This is a genomic window from Mycobacterium simiae, from assembly GCF_010727605.1.
In the GTDB taxonomy this organism is placed as follows: Bacteria; Actinomycetota; Actinomycetes; order Mycobacteriales; family Mycobacteriaceae; genus Mycobacterium; species Mycobacterium simiae.
In genome coordinates this window covers 3,711,895-3,731,808 of the sequence record NZ_AP022568.1, presented here as the reverse complement: position 1 = coordinate 3,731,808, position 19,914 = coordinate 3,711,895, and the positions used below count along the sequence as shown (strand labels likewise).

Annotated in this window: 21 protein-coding genes; 15 read left to right on the top strand and 6 right to left on the bottom strand. The window is 63.8% G+C overall.

The window, feature by feature from the left end; all coding sequences use genetic code 11:
* Positions 1 to 235: 235 nt before the first annotated feature.
* Genes G6N33_RS17580 through G6N33_RS17545 form a run of 8 tightly spaced genes read left to right on the top strand, consistent with a single transcriptional unit; the run spans position 236 to position 6,946 of the window.
* Positions 236 to 1,408 carry a cytochrome P450 gene (locus G6N33_RS17580; RefSeq protein WP_044507949.1) on the top strand — a complete coding sequence of 391 codons (1,173 nt, stop codon included), beginning with the start codon at positions 236 to 238 and terminating at the stop codon, positions 1,406 to 1,408.
* The gene (locus G6N33_RS17575; RefSeq protein ID WP_044507951.1) at positions 1,408 to 2,616 is read left to right on the top strand and encodes an acyl-CoA dehydrogenase family protein; all 1,209 of its coding nucleotides are present in this window, start codon (positions 1,408 to 1,410) and stop codon (positions 2,614 to 2,616) included. The genes G6N33_RS17580 and G6N33_RS17575 overlap by 1 nt, the downstream gene beginning before the upstream one ends.
* Positions 2,613 to 3,161: a MaoC family dehydratase gene (locus tag G6N33_RS17570; protein WP_044507952.1), complete on the top strand. Its 549-nt coding sequence runs from the start codon at positions 2,613 to 2,615 to the stop codon at positions 3,159 to 3,161. The genes G6N33_RS17575 and G6N33_RS17570 overlap by 4 nt, the downstream gene beginning before the upstream one ends.
* Positions 3,161 to 3,574, top strand: coding sequence for a Zn-ribbon domain-containing OB-fold protein (locus G6N33_RS17565; protein WP_044507954.1), 414 nt, complete (start codon positions 3,161 to 3,163; stop codon positions 3,572 to 3,574). The genes G6N33_RS17570 and G6N33_RS17565 overlap by 1 nt, the downstream gene beginning before the upstream one ends.
* A 21-nt stretch (positions 3,575 to 3,595) precedes the next feature.
* Entirely contained in the window at positions 3,596 to 4,705 is a 1,110-nt protein-coding gene (locus G6N33_RS17560) for an acyl-CoA dehydrogenase family protein (protein WP_044507956.1), read from the top strand.
* Complete coding sequence (locus G6N33_RS17555) at positions 4,702 to 5,154, top strand: MaoC family dehydratase (protein WP_044507958.1); 453 nt, start codon at positions 4,702 to 4,704, stop codon at positions 5,152 to 5,154. Before G6N33_RS17560 ends, G6N33_RS17555 begins: the two co-directional genes overlap by 4 nt.
* Positions 5,151 to 6,329, top strand: a complete 1,179-nt coding sequence (locus G6N33_RS17550; protein ID WP_044507960.1) for a lipid-transfer protein — start codon at positions 5,151 to 5,153, stop codon at positions 6,327 to 6,329. Before G6N33_RS17555 ends, G6N33_RS17550 begins: the two co-directional genes overlap by 4 nt.
* A 20-nt stretch (positions 6,330 to 6,349) precedes the next feature.
* Positions 6,350 to 6,946 (top strand): TetR/AcrR family transcriptional regulator, encoded by a 597-nt coding sequence (locus tag G6N33_RS17545; protein ID WP_044507962.1) that lies wholly within the window; start codon positions 6,350 to 6,352, stop codon positions 6,944 to 6,946.
* A 47-nt stretch (positions 6,947 to 6,993) separates the two neighbouring features.
* Here G6N33_RS17545 and G6N33_RS17540 read toward each other — a convergent pair whose 3' ends face one another.
* Complete coding sequence (locus tag G6N33_RS17540) at positions 6,994 to 7,899, bottom strand: helix-turn-helix domain-containing protein (RefSeq protein WP_101528107.1); 906 nt, start codon at positions 7,897 to 7,899, stop codon at positions 6,994 to 6,996.
* A 96-nt stretch (positions 7,900 to 7,995) separates the two neighbouring features.
* Between G6N33_RS17540 and G6N33_RS17535 the strand changes: the two genes are divergently transcribed.
* The 6 genes from G6N33_RS17535 (at position 7,996) to G6N33_RS17510 (ending at position 13,895) form a co-directional block, all read left to right on the top strand.
* Positions 7,996 to 9,045, top strand: coding sequence for a zinc-binding dehydrogenase (locus G6N33_RS17535; protein ID WP_044507964.1), 1,050 nt, complete (start codon positions 7,996 to 7,998; stop codon positions 9,043 to 9,045).
* Positions 9,045 to 9,452 (top strand): nuclear transport factor 2 family protein, encoded by a 408-nt coding sequence (locus G6N33_RS17530; RefSeq protein WP_044507966.1) that lies wholly within the window; start codon positions 9,045 to 9,047, stop codon positions 9,450 to 9,452. The genes G6N33_RS17535 and G6N33_RS17530 overlap by 1 nt, the downstream gene beginning before the upstream one ends.
* Complete coding sequence (locus G6N33_RS17525) at positions 9,445 to 10,278, top strand: SDR family NAD(P)-dependent oxidoreductase (protein ID WP_101528106.1); 834 nt, start codon at positions 9,445 to 9,447, stop codon at positions 10,276 to 10,278. Before G6N33_RS17530 ends, G6N33_RS17525 begins: the two co-directional genes overlap by 8 nt.
* A gap of 8 nt (positions 10,279 to 10,286) precedes the next feature.
* A complete protein-coding gene (locus tag G6N33_RS17520) occupies positions 10,287 to 11,240 on the top strand; it encodes an LLM class flavin-dependent oxidoreductase (RefSeq protein ID WP_101528105.1) in 954 nt (317 codons plus the stop codon).
* 130 nt (positions 11,241 to 11,370) lie between these two features.
* Entirely contained in the window at positions 11,371 to 12,597 is a 1,227-nt protein-coding gene (locus tag G6N33_RS17515; protein WP_044507970.1) for a cytochrome P450, read from the top strand.
* A 188-nt stretch (positions 12,598 to 12,785) separates the two neighbouring features.
* Positions 12,786 to 13,895: a dihydrodipicolinate reductase gene (locus G6N33_RS17510; RefSeq protein WP_231382458.1), complete on the top strand. Its 1,110-nt coding sequence runs from the start codon at positions 12,786 to 12,788 to the stop codon at positions 13,893 to 13,895.
* Positions 13,896 to 14,045: 150 nt separating this feature from the next.
* Here the strand turns inward: G6N33_RS17510 and G6N33_RS17505 are convergent, their stop codons facing one another.
* The 4 genes from G6N33_RS17505 to G6N33_RS17490 form a co-directional block, all read right to left on the bottom strand.
* On the bottom strand, positions 14,046 to 14,594 hold the full coding sequence (locus G6N33_RS17505; RefSeq protein ID WP_044507972.1) for a hypothetical protein: 549 nt from the start codon (positions 14,592 to 14,594) through the stop codon (positions 14,046 to 14,048).
* Positions 14,591 to 15,829: a cytochrome P450 gene (locus tag G6N33_RS17500; RefSeq protein ID WP_044507974.1), complete on the bottom strand. Its 1,239-nt coding sequence runs from the start codon at positions 15,827 to 15,829 to the stop codon at positions 14,591 to 14,593. Before G6N33_RS17500 ends, G6N33_RS17505 begins: the two co-directional genes overlap by 4 nt.
* Positions 15,826 to 17,058, bottom strand: coding sequence for a CaiB/BaiF CoA transferase family protein (locus G6N33_RS17495; protein WP_044507976.1), 1,233 nt, complete (start codon positions 17,056 to 17,058; stop codon positions 15,826 to 15,828). The genes G6N33_RS17500 and G6N33_RS17495 overlap by 4 nt, the downstream gene beginning before the upstream one ends.
* A 140-nt stretch (positions 17,059 to 17,198) precedes the next feature.
* Positions 17,199 to 17,729: a nuclear transport factor 2 family protein gene (locus G6N33_RS17490; protein WP_049919352.1), complete on the bottom strand. Its 531-nt coding sequence runs from the start codon at positions 17,727 to 17,729 to the stop codon at positions 17,199 to 17,201.
* Positions 17,730 to 17,842: 113 nt separating this feature from the next.
* On the opposite strand from G6N33_RS17490, the gene G6N33_RS17485 reads away from it, so the two are divergent.
* On the top strand, positions 17,843 to 19,462 hold the full coding sequence (locus tag G6N33_RS17485) for a class I adenylate-forming enzyme family protein (protein ID WP_044512326.1): 1,620 nt from the start codon (positions 17,843 to 17,845) through the stop codon (positions 19,460 to 19,462).
* On the opposite strand, the gene G6N33_RS17480 is transcribed toward G6N33_RS17485, so the two are convergent.
* Positions 19,452 to 19,892, bottom strand: a complete 441-nt coding sequence (locus G6N33_RS17480) for a hypothetical protein (protein ID WP_044507980.1) — start codon at positions 19,890 to 19,892, stop codon at positions 19,452 to 19,454. The two genes, G6N33_RS17485 and G6N33_RS17480, sit on opposite strands and share 11 nt — an antisense overlap.
* Positions 19,893 to 19,914 lie beyond the last annotated feature (22 nt).

Here is a 19,914-nt window from a genome sequence, read left to right as displayed (position 1 = left end):
TGCCCGCACCGCGGCGCGGGCGACGCCTCACGAGAACTTACATACTTCGACTGCGTGTACACAACCTGTCACAGCGGGTCAACCGCCGATTAATGCTGAATTCCGGCATATACGCGTCGATTGACAGACGGCTCTGGACTGCTGTAGACAGCTTGGAAACGGACATTCTTTCTATATTTGTCCGACCAGCTCTCAGCGTCGAGGAAGGCGTGGTGTGCCCACAACTACTGTTCCCTTGCACTCACCCGATTTCTATGCCGGTGATCCGTATCCGGCCTACCGGGAGCTCCGCAACACCACGCCGGTCGTGTGGAATGACGTCACCAACTTCTGGGCGCTGTTGAAGTACGAGGACATTCGGTATGTCTCGGGCCACCCACTGACCTTCTCGTCCACCAAGGGCATTTCGATCCCGGACCCCGCCCAACCAGAACCGGTTCAGGAGGGGAATCTGATTTTCACCGACCCCCCGCGTCACCGACAGCTTCGCAAGCTCATCAACTCCGGCTTCACCCGCCGCCAGGTGCAGTTGCTCGAACCGAAGGTGCGACAGATCGTCAAGGGCATCATCGACGGTGTGAACCCGGCACGGGACTACGAGTTCGCGGAGGAAATCGCCGCTCCGCTACCGACTCGGATGATCGCCGAGATGCTTGGGGCCCCGCCCGAAGACTGGGCGCAATTCCGCGCCTGGTCGGACGCCGCGGTTGGCACTGCCGACCCCGACATAGAACTGGACTCGGTGGTCGCGCTCGGTGAGCTCTATGAGTACTTCACCAAACTCATCGCCGCACGCCGCTCCGGTGAGGTCGCCGGGCAGGACGACCTGCTGAGCATCTTGGCCGCGGCCGAGGTCGACGGCGAGCGGCTGACCGACGAGGACCTGCTCAACTTCTCCTTCTTGTTGTTGGTCGCCGGCAACGAAACCACGCGCAACCTCATCGCGCTCGGCACGCTGGCGCTGATCGACCATCCCGAGCAGTTCGCGCTGCTGCGATCGGACCCGTCGCTGCTGCCCTGCGCGGTCGAAGAGATGCTGCGATTCACCAGCCCGGTCACGCACATGGCCCGGCAAGCCACTGAGGACGTCGAGATCCGCGGCCAGCAGATCAAGGCCGGCGACACCGTCGTCATGCTCTACGGCTCCGCCAACCGCGACGAAGAAATATTCGGCCCCTCCAGCGAAGAGTTCGACATCACCCGTAATCCCAACCCCCACATCGCATTCGGCGCCGGAGAGCATGCCTGCCTGGGCGCGCAGCTGGCCCGTCTGGAGGCCAGGGTGATGTTCGAGGTTCTGCTGGGTGCCTTCCCGACGATCGAACTCACCGGCGACGTGTCGCGGCTGCGCGCCACGATGGTGCCCGGCGTAAAACGTATGCCGATTCGGCTGGGAGCGGGAACCTGATGGATTTCGACTACACACCCGAACAGGAGCAACTTCGCAAGGATTACCGGACCCGACTCGAGGCGGTGATGACCCCGGAGCGCCGCGCCGCCGTCGGCAATCTCGCCGAGGGAGGCGCCGCGATCGCCGAATGCAGACGCGCGCTCGGGGAGGCCGGCCTGCTCGGCGTCGCGTGGCCGGTCGAATACGGTGGGGGCGGGCTAAGTGCGCTCGAGCAGTACATCTTCGCCGAGGAAGCGCGCAGGGTCAACGCCCCGCTGCCGATGATCACCCTCAACACCGTGGGTCCCACGCTGATTCAGTACGGCACCGAAGAGCAGAAGACCAAGTTTCTCCCCGCGATCCTCAAAGGCATCGTCGATTTCGCGATCGGCTATTCGGAGCCAGGTGCCGGCAGTGATCTCGCGTCGCTGCGTACCACGGCGGTGCGCGACGGGGACGAGTTTGTCATCAACGGTTCGAAGATGTTCACCAGCGGCGCCGAGTTCGCCGACTATATCTGGCTGGCGGCACGTACCGACCCGAATGCCAAGAAACACAAGGGCATAACACTGTTCATCGTGCCGACCGACGCACCGGGGTTCTCCTGGAAGCCGCTGCACACCATGCCGGGCGTGTCCACGTACTACACCTTCTACGACGACGTCCGAGTATCCGAGAGCGCCATCGTGCTCGGCGAAAACCAGGGTTGGACGCTAGTGACCAACCAGCTCAACCTGGAACGTGCCGCGCTCGGCAACCTCGGTGCCCTGGAACCGCTGTTCAACAAGACGCTCAAATGGGCGTCGACAACGCCGCTCGACGACGGCATGGTCATCGACCAGCCCTGGGTGCAGCAGGCGCTGGCGCGAGTGGAAGCGCAGGTCGCGGCCTATCGGCTGCTGAACCTGCGGGTTAACACGACGATGAGTTCCGGTGCGCTCGGGATGGGCGAGGCCTCCGCGGCGAAAGTATTCGGCACCGAACTCACCCAACAGGTGGCCCGCGAACTGCTCGACGTTGTGGGGCAGGCCGGTGTGCGCAAGGGCTCGGCTGCCCCACTCAAGGGCGAGCTGGAAAGCGCATACCGCCTCGCCGTCATCAACACGTTCGGCGGCGGAGCCAACGAGCTCCAACGCGACATCATCGCCATGGCCGGTCTCGGGATGCCGCGCGCACCGCGGGACATGCGGGCCAGCGCATCCGAGAAAGGAAGCTCCAACCGATGACCGAGACAACCAAGGATGAGCTGCGCGAACGCCTCGATGCGCTGATCGGCCAACCGATCAGTTCGGGACAACCGGTCAAGGCGCCAGATCCGGTCAACGCGGCCATGATCCGACACTGGGCGTACGCGCTCGACGACATGAACCCGGCCTATCTGGACCCGGAGTTCGCCGCCTCCTCTCGCTACGGCGGCGTCGTCTCGCCCCCGGTCATGCTGCAATCATGGACAATGGCGCCGCCCACGCTCGCCGGAATCCACGAACGCGGCGGAGTTCCCGTGGTGCTCAAGGAAAACCCACTGCAATTCCTCGCCGACGCCGGCTACACCGGGACGGTGGCCACCAACTCCGAGTTCGAGATCGAGCGATACCCGCGGGTCGGCGATGACATCACGGCCGAAACGGTGTTCGAGACGATTTCCGACGAGAAGAAGACGGCGATGGGCAACGGTTACTTCGTCACCTGGATCACGACCTATCGCGATCAGAACGGCGAAGTGATCGGCCGCCAGCGGTTTCGCACCCTGCGATTCAAGACGGGAAGCTGATGGCAACCAGACTAGCTCCGTCGATCAGCCCGGACACCGAATTCTTTTGGTCGGGCCTCAAGGACCACAAGCTGCTGATTCAGCAGTGCGCAGACTGCAAGACGTTGCGGGTTCCGCCTCGCCCCATGTGCGGCAACTGTCAGTCACTTAACTGGAATTCCGTCGAATCAACCGGGCGCGGATCGGTTTACAGCTTTGTGATGCCCCAGTATCCCCCGCTGCCATTCCTGCAATACCCCTACGTGGTCGCCCTGATCGAGCTCGACGAAGGCGTACGCATCGTGTCGAACCTGTGCGATATCGAGCCCGCCGCCATCAAGGTCGGGCTGCCTGTCGAGGTCTTTTACGAGAAGTTCGAAGCCATCCCGAGCGGTGACGAGCTGGTGTTGCACCAGTTCCGGCCTGCGCCCTGACAAACGAGGCGGCACGCGAGCATGGATTTCTCCTTTACCGAAGAACAAGAGACGGTCGGCAAAGTCGCCCGCCAGCTATTCGAGCACCGCTGCACCACCGAGCATCTCGCCGATCTGGAATCGGGCGAGGTTCGTTACGACCCAGAGCTGTGGCGCGAGCTGGCATCGTCGGACTTGCTGGGTATCGCGTTGCCCGAGTCCGTCGGCGGCAGCGGCGGCGGATTCTCAGAACTCGGCGTGCTGCTCGCCGAAGTGGGCTGGAGCGTCGCGCCGGTGCCGGTCTACGCGACCCTCGTGCTCGGCGCGGATACCATTGCGCGGCACGGCGATTCGGGTATTCAGCGGCGATACCTGCCGAAGGTCGCGGACGGCGGTGTGATTCTCACCGCCGCGCTGGCCGAACCGGGTAACTCCGACCCGACGGCGCCGCGCACGATCGCGCGCGCCGACGGCGACGCCTGGGTCTTGGACGGCAGCAAGGAACTCGTACCCGCGGCCCAGCTTGCCGACGCCATCGTGGTTTCTGCCCAGGCCGACGACGGCCCGGGTCTGTTCGTCGTCGAGACTGCGACGAATGGCCTCACGGTCACGCCCGCAAGCACTACCAACGCTGAGCCCTACGCCGACGTCGAACTCGCCGGTGCCCTCGGCCACCGGCTGAACGGGCCCGGCGCCGCGGACGCGGTCGGTTCGCTGTATACCAGGGCGCTCGTCGGGCTGTGCGCGCAACAGGTCGGCGTGACAGAACGAGCCCTCAAGATCGCCGCTTCCTACACCAGCGAACGCGAGCAGTTCGGCAGGCCGATCGGCTCGTTCCAGGCCGTACAGCAACGACTGGCCGATGCGTTCATCGACGTCGAGGCGATCCGCTGGACCACCTGGCACGCGGCGTGGCTGATCGCCGAGGGCCGGCCGGCGAGCCGCGAAGCGGCGATCGCCAAGTTCTGGGCGGCTGAAGCGGGAGCGCGGGTCGTCGCGTCCGCTCAGCAAGTCCACGGCGGCATGGGCATCGACGTCACGTACCCACTGCACCGTTATTTCCTGTGGGCCAAGCAGATCGAGCTTTCGCTCGGCTCGGCGTCCCAACAACTCGCCCGCCTCGGCGCCGCATACCCGGAAGGAATCAAATGACCTCCACCGTCGACCGCACCACCACGCTGGCGTGGAACTCCGTCAATGTCGGCGACGAAGTCACCACGCTGGAGGTTCCGGTCACCACCACGCTGATCGTCGCCGGCGCCATCGCCTCGCGCGACTACATGCCGGTGCACCACGACCGGGATTTCGCGAATTCCCAAGGGTCCAAGGACATCTTCCTGAACATCCTCACGACCAACGGTCTGTGCGTGAAATTCCTGCACGACTGGGCGGGCCCGGAGGCGATGATCAAGAGACTTTCCATCCGCCTGGGTGTACCGGCATACCCGAACGATCCGCTGCGGTTCACGGGTTCCGTCACGGACAAGTCCAAAACCGACAGCGAAGGACTTGTCGAGGTCACCTTCAAGGGCACCAATAGCCTGGGCGACCACGTCTCGGGGACCGCAGTGCTCAGCCTGCTGCAAGGTATCCAGGCATGAGCGACGGCTCGGGCGGTATTGGCGGCAAGACGGCGCTCGTCGGGATCGGCCAGACCGAGTTCTCCAAGGAATCGGGTCGCACTGAGATGCAGCTCGCCTGTGAGGCGGTCATCGCCGCGATCCGCGACGCCGGCCTGCGGCCCGCCGACATTGACGGCATGGTGACCTTCAGCGTCGACGAGAACGAGGAGATCGAGGTCGCCCGGAACGTCGGCATCCGCGACCTGACATTCTTCACCCGGGTCCCGCACGGTGGTGGGGCGGCCGCGGGCACGGTGATGCAAGCCGCGATGGCGGTTGCGACGGGAGTGGCGGAAGCGGTGGTGTGCTACCGCGCGTTCAACGAGCGCTCCGGCTTCCGCTTCGGCGGGGCCGGCCGCCAGCCGGGCGTGACACCGCTGTGGATGGCGCCCTATGCGCCCTTTGGGTTCATGACACCGGCCGCCTGGGTTGCCTTGCACGCCCAGCGCTACATGACGACCTATGGGGTGACAAACGCCGATTTCGGCAAGATTTCGGTCATCGACCGCAAGCACGCCGCGAAGAACCCCGACGCCTGGTTCTACGGTAAGCCGATAACGCTTGAGCAACACCAGCAATCGCGCTGGATCATCGAGCCGGTGCTCCGTCTGCTCGACTGTTGTCAGGAAAGCGACGGCGGCGTTGCGATGGTGGTGACAAGCGTCGAGCGCGCCCGAGACCTAGCCAAGCCGCCCGCCGTCATCACGGCCGCCGCTCAGGGCGCCGCTTATGACGGCGAGGTGATGACGAGTTACTACCGCGAGGAGATCACCGGCCTGCCCGAGATGGGTGTCGTGGGCGACAAGCTGTGGCGGGATTCCGGCCTCAAACCACAGGACATATCGACGGCGTTCCTCTACGACCACTTCACCCCGTTCGTGTTCACACAACTGGAGGAACTAGGGTTTTGCGGTCGGGGTGAGGCCAAGGACTTCGTCTCGGTCGACGAGCTCTCACTTGGCGGCCGCATGCCGATCAACACTAACGGCGGGCTGCTCGGCGAGGCCTACATCCACGGCATGAACGGCATCACCGAGGGCGTGCGTCAGGTGCGCGGAACGTCGCACAACCAAGTCGACAACGTCGAACACGTGCTGGTCACGTCGGGCACCGGCGTTCCGACCAGCGGATTGATTCTCGCTCCCGATCACTGAGTACGTAGGCGAGAAGGCCGATGACACAAGCCACCGCGGTGGACACCCGCGCGGCGCTCATCTCGGCCGCGTTCGCCTGCTTCCGAACGCGCGGGTTGCGCAAGACGACGATCGTCGACATCGCTCGGACCGCGCATGTCTCCAGAAGCACGTTCTACGAGTACTTCCGGGATAAGGAGAAGATTGTCGAGACGTGCGCGGAGGCGGCCTCACAGAGCTTTTATCGCCAGTTGGCAGCCGCTATCGACCGCGACGGCGGAAGTACTTTGGAGGAAAAGCTGGTGCGCGCGGCGGTCTTCGTCACCCAGGCCCGCCGAGTGGTGGAACCCGAGTCTTATTTCGACGAAGAACAGGTCGATCTGATGTTGACCAAGAACGCGTCAACGCTCCTGCGCGAATGCGGCGAATTTTTCGCCCCGTATATTTCGGCGGCGAGGCTGACCGGTGAGGTGCGCAGCGATCTCGACATTCGGTCGGCATCGGAGTGGTATGCGCGAATTGTGTTCTCGCTGTTCACGACCCCGTCGCCGCATCACGACGCAAGCGACGTAGCGGTGGGCGATTTCATCCGCTCGTATGTGGTGCGGGGATTCGTCCCTGACCGACGCAAGGTATAGCAGCCCGTAGCTCACGGAAGGCCTTGAGCCCTGGCCATGTTCGCCGGCTAGGACCGCGCCTTGGCCCGGGCGCCGTCGAGAGAGGGCACTCGGTGGCCTCCCATTCGGTCGATCTCGCGCAGCAGCGGTTGCGCCGCAGCATGGATTTCGCTCATCGTCATGACGCGTAGCGGGTGGCATCCAAGGATGAGTCGCACATGCCCCCGCTCGTCCAGGACAGGCGCGGAGATTGTGGCAACCGGGAGCGGATCGCGTGCGCTGTCGTCGGATAGCAGGTTCGCCGAGATGAATTCGACGCGCAGTTGGTCGACGATGGAACGCAGGTTGTGCGGCACTGTCTCGGTAGACAACGTTTCGATCGCATGAGCCGCCTGCGCCAGCGCGGGAGTCATCCAATCGACGTCATAACCGCGGTCGCGCGTCTGACCCAACACCGTGCGAAGTCGCTCTGCCAGCGACGTGTCTCCAGCGGCGCCGCGCTGAATCCACGATTCCTGTTCGCTTGGGACATCCCATGCTGCGCAGGCGATCCCGAACGGCGGCGCATACGGGATGCGCTCGTGGGAAGCGACCGGCTCGGTAGACCCGTCGGGAGTTTCGAACGCGGTGATCACCAGTTCGTCTCCAGTGCGCTCGACTACCGAGGCCGGCGCACCGGTTGCCTCCGCGAGACGGCGGATGGCTTCGCGAGCGGCAGCCAGAAGCGGATGCGCCGCTTGGAACCTCTCCGCGATCAGGGCCACAGTGGGGCCAAGGTCGAACTTCTTGGAAAGCGGATCCCGAATCGCCCAACCGCGGTCGCACAGCGTCTTGAGTATGGAGTGCGCCGTGGCCTGCGAAAGGCCGAGTTCGCGAGCGACGTCGGAGAAGCGGTGGCCGCCACTCTCCGCCCGGCTCAGCAACTCAACGACATCGAGGACACGCGCGGCCGGCGCTGAAGTGACTCCGCGCATCTTGACTCCTCTCGCGGCGCATTCTACGGTCGATTCAATATTTGGATAAATAATTCTCTAATAGTAGAGATTATCGTAGGAGGATGTGGGTGTGCCGTGCGTGCCGTAGTGCTGCGAGGCGGTGAGCTTACGGTTCGCGAAACTGCCAATCCCATTCCTGGGCAGGGTGATTTGCTGCTCAAGACGTTGAGCACCGCGATCTGCGCGTCGGATGTGCACTTCATGGACCATCCGGAGCTGGCGATCGACGATCCGACGGGTCGGTCCCTTTACGACCCGGACTGCGACATCGTTTTGGGGCACGAGTTTGTGGGTGAAGTGATCGGCCACGGCCCTGGGTGCAGCGATGCCTTCCCGGTCGGCGCCAGGGTGACGTCGATGCCGATCCGGTTGGTGGACGGCGGCGCCGGGGGCTTACGCATCATCGGACAGCATCCCGAGGCGCAGGGCAGTTTCGGCGAGTTGCTGGTGGTACCCGAGGCAACGGCGAGGGTGATAGCGGGCTCGGTCTCCAGCGATGCGGTCGCCGTGGTCGACGCCTTCGCGGTCGGCGAGTTCTATGTCCGCGCCTCGAATTTGCAGCCCGGCGAAATTCCGATCGTCGTCGGCGCGGGTGCCATCGGGCTGTCCGCGGTCGCTGCGCTGAGCGCGCGCGGGGTTGATCCCATCATCGTGTCCGACTTCAGCGCCGACCGACGCGAACTGGCCCACACAGGGTTCGGCGCGCATGTTCTGGTCGACCCGGCACAGCAGTCGGTGTTCGACGTCTTCCGCAAGGTGCGTGCCGAACGCCACCTGGCCGGCTCCGCCGTGGTATTCGAATGCGTAGGTGCTGCGGGTCTCATCGACAAGATTGTCGCCGAGGCGGAGTTCTCGTCGCGCATCTACTGCGCGGGCGGCTGGTATACCGGCGACACTCTCGACATCACCACGGCCACGCGAAACGGCCTCACACTGCAGTTCGGTGGCGGACCGCTGCCGCAGGACTGGTACGGCGTTTTGGATGCGGTCGTCGAGGGAAAGCTGGACCCACTGCCCAGCGTCGGCAAGATCATCGGTCTCGACGAGGTGCCCGCGGCACTCGAGGCGGCCCGGCGGTCCCAAGGGCCACCCCGCGTCGTGATCCACCCGAACGGTGACCTCTGATGTCGGACCGCGACGACCTCTTCGACCTTACGGTCCGGTACGCAACCGCAATCGACAGCCAGCAATACTGGCTACTCACAACGGTGTTCACCGAGGACGCCCACCTCGACTACGGTGTGGTCGGCCGGTGGACCGGCGGCGCAGAGGTTGCAGCGTTTATGGAGGCAGCCCACGTCGGCGCGGCGCACACGATCCATCGAATGACCAACCAGGCCATAGCAATAGACACCGACACCGCGACGATACGCAGCTACGTCGACGCGCTGATTCTGATGGAGGACGGCTCGGGCGCGAACCCCGTCGGTTACTACGACGACCACGCCGTACGGACGCCGGACGGTTGGCGGATTGACCGTCGTACCTACACCTCTGTTCGGCTCACTGCAGTGACGGCCGCCCATGGGTGACATCGCCAACAAATATGGACCGTGGGCGCTGATCGTCGGCGCGTCCGACGGATGCGGCACGCTGTTCGCCGAGCGGTTGGCGCAGGAAGGTGTGAACGTTGCGCTCGTCGCCCGACGCCAGCACCTTCTCGATACGGTGGCCGAGGCGGTTCACGAGCGCACCGGTGTCGAAACTAGGACGCTCGCCATCGATCTCACCCAGGCCGATGCGTCGCAGGCCATTATCGACGCCACCGCAGACCTCGAGGTCGGCATGCTGGTGTACTGCGCGGGCGGCGATCCGAACTATCAACCTTTTCTCGCCAATCCGGTATCGGCAGCCGAGGCTCTGCTGCAGCGCAACTGCCTGGTACTGATGCGGTTGTGTCACCACTTCGCGGGCCTCATGGTCGAGCGAGGACGAGGTGGCATCGTGAACTTCACTTCGGGTGCCGCACTCGCCGGTGGCCGAAACATGGTGGCATACGGTGGCACCAAGGCCTTCGACATGGTTTTCACCGAGGGCCTCTGGGCGGAGTTGCACGACAAGGGCGTGGACGTCCTGGGTCTGGTCCTGGGCATGACCGACACACCGGCGCTGCGGCAATTGGAGTTCGAACGCGGCCGACTCAAATCTGTCGACGAGATTCCCCCGGGCGCGGTGACCGCGGCGAGCGTGGTAGATGAGGCGTTCGCCAATCTCGGCAACGGACCGACGATCGCCACGGGCGATGACGTCCGGATGGCGTCTGAACTTTTCAAGTCCATGTCACGCAATGAAGTGGTTCGTCTGATCATGCAGGCAAGTGCCGAAGTCATGGGTTGCGACGCACGGGATCTGGGTTAGCCGCAGCCATGTTCACCCTTCGCTTCGACATGCGAGCGCCCGCCATCGGAGCGCCGGCCACCGAGTTGTACGCGGCGGCAATTGAGATGTCGGCCTGGGCCGAGCAGCATGGCTGTGTCGCGGTCGTGCTGTGCGAACATCACTACGCAGACGACGGTTACCTGCCGTCGCCGTTGCTGCTCGGCGCGGCCATTGCCGCTCGCACGAAGCAGCTGATGCTCAACCTGACGATTCTGCTGCCGTTCTACGATCCGGCGCGGCTCGCCGAGGACATCGCCGTGCTGGATCACATCAGCGCGGGCAGAGCCACGTACGTGTTCGGAATCGGCTATCGTGCTGAGGAATACGCTCACTTCGGGCTCTCCATGTCCGACCGCGGCAAGCTGGCGGACGAGAAGCTGGGCATGCTGCGCCGCCTCCTTGCCGGCGAGGAGGTCGAACACGGCGGCAGGCAAATGAAAGTCACCCCACGACCGCGGACGCCGAAAGGTCCCATGATGAGCTGGGGCGGCGCCAGCCTAGCGACCGCCCGGCGTGCTGGACGCAACGGTCTCGGGCTGCTTGCCAACGGCGGGGTGACCGGAATGCGGGAAACGTACGAAAGGGCTTGCCGCGACAGTGGATTTGAGCCCGGCTTCGTCCTCATCCCCGAGCGTGACGCGGCGACCAACTGCTTCGTCGCCGACGACGTCGACGCGGCGTGGGACGAGATCGGCAAGTATCTCCTGCACGACGCCATGGCCTACGCGGAGTGGAACCCCGACAACGCGGTGTCCGCCAACATCACCACCGCCACGACCATCGACGAGCTTCGCAATACGTCGTCGCATGTGATCCTCTCGGTCGACGAAGCGCACAAGCGCATCGCGGCAGGTGAAATGTTCAACATCGCACCCCTCTGCGGCGGCATACCGCCCGCCATCGCATGGCCCTACTTGAAGAGATTCGCCCAGCTGCAGTAGTGGAAAGGACAAGGCCAGTTCTCAGCAGTCCGTGGCGGTCTTTATGCGGGGGCACAGAAAGTGGGGCGCTGAACGGGTCGGCCAGCTGACTCACGATCAGATGGCGCACATCGAAAGGTAAAGAATGGCGATGGACGATCACACCGGCACGTCACCGGGATCCGTTCACTTCGATCCTTTCTCGGATGAGTTCTTCAGCGATCCGTTCGAAACTTACCGCCAGCTGCGCGATCGGGCGCCGGTCTATTACAGCACGCAGTACGACTTCTGGGCCCTTTCCCGCTATGAGGATGTCGCGAGCGCAATGCGTGATCACGAAAAGTATTCCTCCGCAAAGGGTGTGACCCTCGATCACTTCATCGATCCGAACGCGATGATCCCCGAAGGCGTGATCATCATGATGGACCCTCCGCAGCACACCAGAATGCGGTCGCTGGTGAACAAGGTGTTCACCCCACGTGCGATCGCGAAGCTCGAACCGATGATCCGGAAGGTGATCGACGAAATCGCGCAACGCATCGATGTGACGTCGTTCGACATGGTCGAGGACTTCTCGGCGCTGTTTCCAGTCGAGATCATCACCACGATGTTGGGGGTGCCGCCCGACGGTCGCCAGCAGATCCGACACTGGCTCGACGCACTGCTGGAACGCGAGCCCGGAAACGTCAGTACGACGCCGCACGGCCGTGAGGCAGCGGTGACCATGTGGAGGTATTACTACGATCTTGTCGTCGAGAAACGCGCCAACCCGCAAGATGACATGATTTCGCGGCTCACCGAGGTCGAGGTCGAACGCGATGACGGTACCAAGACTCGCCTCGATGACATGGAAATTTCGGCCTTTGCATCGTTACTCGGCGGTGCGGGCGCCGAGACGGTGACCAAGCTGGTCGCCAGCGCGGCAGTGGTGTTTGCGCGACACCAAGACCAATGGCAAGCGCTGGGGCGAGACCGCAGCCTCATCCCCGCCGCGTTCGAAGAGCTGCTGCGCTACGAGGGGCCATCGCAATACGACATCCGTTGGAGCAAGGTCGATGTCGAGCTCCATGGCACGGTGATACCCAAGCACAAGCCGGTGATGCTGATCAACGGCTCGGCCACCAGGGATGAGCGTGCGTTCATCGATCCGGACCGCTTCGACATCAATCGCCGGCATTCCGGCCACAATCTGGGATTCGGCTACGGAATACACAGCTGTCTCGGCGCGGCACTGGCCCGCATGGAGGGACGCATTGCCATCGATGCTCTGTTGGACTTGATACCCGAGTACGAGGTGGACGTCTCCGGCCTGCAGCGAGTCAAGATGCCGAATGTCTTCGGCTGGGGACGCGTACCCGTGCGTGCGGTACCGCAATGATCTGCGCTGACGACGAATTCGCTGCGGTCATCGCTGCGCGAAGCGGGTGCGGACGCATCGTGACCTTCGAGCACCACCGGGGTCCGGGTGCACCGATGCCCACCGTCGCAATGCATCACGGGATCAGGCTTGGGGTGGGGCAGCCGCGGTCCGGCGCTCTTGGGAAAACGCACATAGGAGGTTGAACGGTGGCAGCTGAGAAATCCAGAAGGTATCGGGTTGTTCACGTAGGTACGGGACTGACCGGGAAGGAGGCACTCCGAGCAATCATCGATGATCCGGCACTGGAGCTCGTCGGAGTCAAAGTGTCGACGCCCGAAAAGGCCGGAGTCGACGCGGGTCGCCTGTGTGGCCGAGCGGATGTCGGTATATCGGCAACCGACGATCTCGACACAGTGCTGGCTCTCACGCCGGACTGTGTTACCTACTGTGCCACCGCCGTCCGGCGCGAGAACGACGCAATTGCCGACATTGTCACCTACCTCGAGGCGGGCATCAACGTGGTGACGATCTCGACGATCCCGCTGGTCTACCCGCCCGCCGCGCCGCCGCGGTGGCGCGCGGCCGTCGAAGCCGCGGCGGCGAAAGGTAATTCGACGTTCTATGCCACCGGCGCCGAGCCGGGCTTCGTGAGTCTCAACATCCCCACCGCCCTGCTTGCCGGCGCCGGAACCGTCGAATCGTATCGGATGGACGAATACGCAACCGACCTGGACAGGTCCTATCCCATCTGGGACGTCCTACACGAATCCATGGGATTTGGAAAGCCAGACGGGCACGTGCCCGCGCGAATCGCGTCGGGGAAAGTCAACCAGGATTGGGAGACCGTGGTGCGTTACATCGCCGACATCCTCGGTCTGGAACTCGACGGAGTCGAATTGGACTGGGAAACATTGCTCGCACCAACGGATCTGCAGACCACTCTCGGCACGATTGCCGAAGGAACGATTTGCGCGCACCGCTGGCGGCTCGCCGGCGTCATCGATGGCCGGCCCGTCGTCGCGGTGCAGTATTTCGCGACGGTGAGTTCCACACCCTGGCCGCAGCGATGGCCGAGGCCGTCCCGGGAGAACCAAGGTGGCATGGTCATCCGAGTCGAGGGACACCCCAGTATGTGTTTGGAGCTGTACTTCGAGCAATCGCCCTCGGATCGGGTCAATCCCGGTGTCGCGGTGACAGCGCTGGCCGCGGTGAACTCCGTACCGGAGGTCGTCGACGCGGCACCTGGTGTGCTCGGCTATCCCTTGGCGGGTCCAGCAGTGGTGAGCCGGCAATCACGAACGCGCCCTATCCAGTGACCGGCTTGCGCGAATCAGGCGGCCGACGCGCGACCGCGATGTGGTCGAAATTACGCCGCAAACCCGGCACGATCAGAACTTCGGTCGCGAGTTGTGTTGGGCTGGAGGCTATCTCACCTTACTCACACCCGTGACCGAGGCAGCGAAATCTCAGCCGACGATGCTGCCTTCCCGCAGGAAGTTCACGGTGTAGGCCTGATACGTCAGACTGTCGCGATCGAGGCCGATGAGGTCGAGGAAGGGGTGCCACTCCCGGGAATCGACAAACCAGTCCCAACGAGTGATGTGGCCCTCGTCATTGGTCCAGACGTAATCCCATTCGTGAAGCTCGAGCACGGTCCCGTCGGCCAGCGTTCCCGCATAGGTGTCGCGGGCCGCAAAACCCCAATCGGCAGGCCTGCAGTCGAACAGAGTGACGATTCGAAAGTCGGGCATGTGCTTCCACCACATCCGGAATTCGCAGGTAAGCATGTCGCCGTCGGGTGCGTAGTGTTGCATAGCCGCGAGAACCTCTTCGGAGGCGAGGTCGACCATCACATGATCGGCGCCGCCGTTGAACAAGGGGCACATCATTACGGCGTCCGGCGCATAGATCCACTCATCACCGTAAGTGATCTTTTTCGTTTCCGGGGCCTTGGCGTACGTCTCCCATTTTGAGTGGGCCAGCCTGCGGTGCAGGGCAACTCGATCGGAGCTCATGCTCTTTGCCTCCTGCGCACGGGCACATTGGACCACCCACAAACATTGGCCATCGCCACCCTTCGCAGTCCGCCGCGGTCGACTTCATAGTCAGGAAGGAGATCGAGCAGCGCCTCGAGCGCGATACGGCTCTCCATCCTCGCCAGCGCTGCCCCCAAACAACTGTGCACGCCATAGCCGAACGCGAGGTTGAAGCCCATTTTGCGCTCCCGGTCGATGTCCAGCCGGTCGGGATCGGGAAACATCCGTTCGTCGCGGGTCGCCGAGCCCGTGACGAGCAGGACGGCGCTGCCTGCGGGAATGGTGCTGCCGTGCAAGGTCACATCACGGGTGGCGGTGCGGACCTGGTACTGCGAGGGCGCCTCATAGCGCAGCAATTCTTCGATGGCGGCGGGCACCTTACTGCGATCCTTCTGCAACTTCTGCCACTGATCCGGAAAGTCGGCGAAGGCAACCATGGCGTTGCCGACGAGTTTCGTCACCGTCTCGGCGCCCGCTCCCCCAAGCATGGTCGCGAATCCGGTGATATCGACATCGGTGAGCTTCTCCACCTGTCCATCACGCTCGACCTCGGTCTCGATGAGCCGGCTGATCATGTCGTCACGAGGTTCGGCGCGGCGCTGCTGTACGAGGTCGTAATAGTAGAGCCCGGTTTTCATCGACGCTTCCCGGCCTGCGGCAGTGGTGGCAATCCCACCCGGGTGGCGTTCAAGGAGCAGATCCAGCCAAATGCGGATCTGGTCGCGATCCTGCTTGGGCACTCCGAGCATGGTGGTGATGACCTCATTCGGGAACAGCGCCGAGAAATCGGCCACCACGTCGAACGACGACGGGTCGAGCGCGTCGACTCGTTCGTAGACTTTCTCGCGCACCATGTCTTCCAACGCCGCGATGGCGCGCGGCGTGAACACGTTGCTCACCAGCCTGCGCATCTTCTGGTGCTCGGGTGGATCCATCGAGATGATCACGTTGGGCACTGGTATCGCGTCGTCGTGCGCCTGAACCATATCCAGCGTCGCACCCTTTGCCGACGAATAGGTTTCGTGGTCCTTGGTCGCGGACGCCACGTCGTCGTAGCGGGTCAATGCCCAGAAATCCCACTTTGAGTTGTAGTAGACGGGCGCACTGTCGCGCAGGCGTCGGTAGGTGTCGTACGCCCCGTTGAAGAAATCGTCTGAGAAAGGGTCGAATTCGACATGGCCTTCTGAGACCTCCGATGGCGTAGTTGGGGTCACAGAATCGCTCCGGCTTCTTTGTAGGCTTCGATGGTGTCCCAGTCCAGGCCCGCTTCCATCAGCACCTCTTCGGTGTGCTGGCCGTGCTCGGGCGCCCCCGAAGGGGTAACGGCCTTTTCGTCAAATTGGACCGGATTGGCCGGCAACGAGTACGGCGCTCCGCTCATCGTCGCGGTCTTCGCGACATAGCCGTTCGCGGTCACCGCCGGGTCCTGGCACAGTTCCGCCGGCGTCTGCACCACGCCCCAGGCGCCGGCGAGGTCTGCGAGCGCGGCACGCCATTCGGCGAGCGTGCGCTGGGCGAAAGCATTGTCCATGAGAGCGATGAGCTCGGTGCGGTTGGCGAATCGGGCTGCGGGATCGGCAAATCTCTCGTCGTCGATCAATTGTGGGAGGCCAATGGCGTGCATGGCCTCCGGGAAGAACTTGTCGAGTTGGAGCATCATCAGCTGGACGTATCGGTTGTCTTTGGTGCGGTAGGTTCCCACCAACGGATTGGGCGCGTCGGCATGGCCGTACTTCGGAATGGCGCTGCCGCCGTGGATCTGGCTCACGGCGACGTCGGGGCTGAGGTTCCAGGCCGCCAGTCCCAGCAGGGAGACGTCCACGACCGACCCCTGGCCGGTGGTGACCTTCTTGTACAACGCGGCCGCAATCCCGCCCGCGATTGTCATGCCGCCGAGGAGATCTCCGAAGGCGGGCCTCGATCGCACCAGCTCGTCACCGTCCTCGGTGAGCATGGTGGCGATCCCGCCGCGCGCCCAGTAAGAGACGCCGTCGTAACCAGGCTTGTCGGCATCGGGCCCCTTGGGCCCGTGGCCCGACCCCCGCACGTAAACGATGCTGGGATTGGCGGCCCGGATGTCGTCGACGTCGATGCCCAACTTCTTGCGACGGCCCGGCAGATAGCTGGTGAGGAACACGTCGCAGGTGGCCGCGAGCTTACGGATAACGTCTTGACCGCCGGCAGTGCTCAGGTCGACGCCGATCGACTTCTTCCCACGATTCGGAATTTCGATCATGTAGTTGACCGCGCCACCACCTTCGTCCACGATGCCCATCGTCACGAGGCCACGCTGCGGATCCCCGCCCTCACGCGGCTCGACCTTGATGACCTCGGCACCCCATTCCGCCAGCACGGCGCCGGCCGAGGGTACGAAGGTCCACGCGGCTACCTCCAGCACGCGCACACCGCTGAGTACTTTGTCGACGGAAATGACGGCCTCCATTAGGGATCACAGCGGCATGGGTGCGAGCGCACCGACAGGTCTGCAAGGGGCGATAACGCCTATTTGCATTAAGCGAGAATGTCAGTTTTGCAGGAATTTGTAAACCAGAATGGACCGATGAGGCACCCTCGCGCGGAACGCTAGGGGCGTGCCGATAGCCGTTCGGGCAGGGCCGGGTCGCCGTCCGCCCAAAAGGCCCGCCAGGTCGGCATCCGTTGGGGCATGGCCGCGCGCAACCGAACGTCATTCGGCCAGCGCATGAACTCGGGCCCCGGGCGCTCCGTCACATCGACGGAGTACCAGGGATGCTCCCGCCGCTTCACGAAACACCACTGGCCGGCGCGGCGCTCGTAGACGTCGTCGTAGCGCATCGTGATCACATACCATCCGTCGCCGTCCTCGTGTTCGGCGCGGCAGTAAATCGCCCCGGTCGCATGATCGGCGTCGACGAAGTCGAACTGGTGACCGCAGATCAGGTGGATGCTGCGGTAGAACCGTCGGAGCACGCGGTCATACCAGCGCTTCAACGCGTCCCTGCCGCGCCCCTCGGCGCCCGCGTCGACATCGTCAACGAACAACGCCACCAACGCGTCGAGATCACGGGCATCGAGGGCCATCGCATACTTGCCGGGCAACTGACTGATTGCGAGGCTCGACTCAACGCGGTCCAATCGGTCATCGGCGGTAGAGCTCTTCAACCCTGTGGCCATCGCGGTATTGTAGGCGCAACCACCCAATGAGAACCGATGTTCTCGGTTTTCGCAAAGGCTACTATTCTGCGCTCATGCCCTTTCCGACGATCCTGCCCACGATCCCTGCACTGGTGAGGTTTTGCGCGGCGCGTTTCGGCGACAGGCCGTTCCTCATCGCCGACGGGCGGAGACTGTCCTACGCCGATCTCGACCGGCGCTCAGCCGCCCTGGCCGTCGCCCTGTTGGGTCAGGGCATCGGCAAGGGTGACCACGTCGGAATCCTGATGCACAACAGCGTCGACTGGGCACTGGCGTGGTTTGCCACCACACGCATCGGTGCGGTCGCTGTTCCGCTCAACACCTTCTACAAGGCCTCCGAATTGGCTTGGACCGCCCGCCATGCGGACCTGAACGCGATCTTGGCGTGGCCGCGGTTCCGCAATCACGATTTGTTGACACGACTGGAAGATGCACTGCCGGGGCTCGCCGGTCAGGACCGGCCAGGCCGCATCATGGTCCGCAAGGCCCCCTTCCTGCGGACCGTCGCGGTGTGGGGACCGTCCGATCGCGCCTGGACGACGCGGGTCCACGCCGACGGCGCGCTGCCGGCCGCCGACACGGACTTTCTCGTCGACGTGGAATCGTGTGTGACCCCGGCCGACGAGGTGATGATCATCTACACCTCGGGCAGTACCGGTGACCCGAAAGGGCCTGTGCACACCCATGGCACGCTGGTCCGCCACACCTACAACCTCACGTACATGTACTGCGTCACCCACGACGACGTGATGTTCACCGCCATGCCCTTCTTCTGGGTGGGCGGGCTGATCACCGGATTGCACGCGGTGATCCATCACGGCGCAACCTTGGTCACTCAGCCGACGTTCGACGCGGCGGAAGCATTGGAACTCATGGAACGCCACCGCGTCACCATCGCGCTGGGTTGGCCGCAGCAGGGCAAGATACTGGCCGAACATCCAGATTTCTCGGCACGAGATCTGAGTGCGGTGCGGCGCACCAGTATGCCGGCGATGGTGCCACTCCATCGTCAGCCCACGGGCTCCAGTGGCCTGGGAATGACCGAGCTGTGCGGCAATCATCTCGGCGTCGACCCGTATCTGGTGCAGCCGGCCGAACGCTCCGAAACCGGCGGCCTACCGATAGACGGGCTGCACCATCTGCTTGTCGACCCCGATACCGGACAGCCGACGCCTATCGGCTCGCCGGGCGAAATCTGGGTGCGTGGGTACTCGTTGATGCAGCGGCTGCACAAGTGCGAGCGCGAGGACGTGTTCACGCCGGACGGTTACTACCGAACGGGCGACTGCGGCATCGAGTACGAGGACGGTTGGATCAAGTTCACCGGCCGGTTGGGCGACCTGATCAAGACCGGTGGGGGCACCAACGTCACACCCAGCGAAGTCGAACTGGCACTGGCCGACTGCGACGGTGTGCTCGAGGCATATGTGGTCGGAGCGGAGAGCGCTGAGCACGGAACGGTGGTCGCAGCGGCGGTGGTGCCGCGCGGGGAATCCGCACTCGACGCCGAGTCTTTGCAGGTTCAACTGCGCGACCGGCTGTCGGCGTACAAGGTCCCCAAGTACATCTGGGTCACCACCAAGCGAGACCTTCCGTTCACCGCGACCGGCAAGGTCAAGAAGTCGGAGCTGGCGCAGCAACTCAGCGGACGGTTGCGCTCGACTAGGGGCTAACCGACTGCCCGTCGGCCATATTCGTCGTCATCAATGTCAACGGGATGCCGAACAACGGCTCGAGTTTGACCTCGGTCAACTCGAATCCCTCCCCTTCGTGCCGCTGCCGGAAGTCGGACTTGGCGCCGTACCGCGCGGCGATGTGCTCGCCCGCAGCACAATCCGCCATGCGCACGATGACGGAGAACAGTCCGTCGCCGTTGCGCGCGAGGAAGTCCGCCGCGGTACCAGCGTCCGTTGGCGCCGCGGCCATGGGGGCGATGAGCTCGAACCCGCGGTCCCAGTCGAGGCGAACCTGCAAACCAAGGTGCTCGAGCTCGAAAGCCTGAAACCGAAAGCCCAGGGCGCTCAGGTAATCGGCAGCACGGTCTAGCCGCTCGAGTCCGATCGCGAATACAACGTGGTGCAACTGAGGCAGCGGGGCTGACATGGCAACGACTCTACGAGCGCAC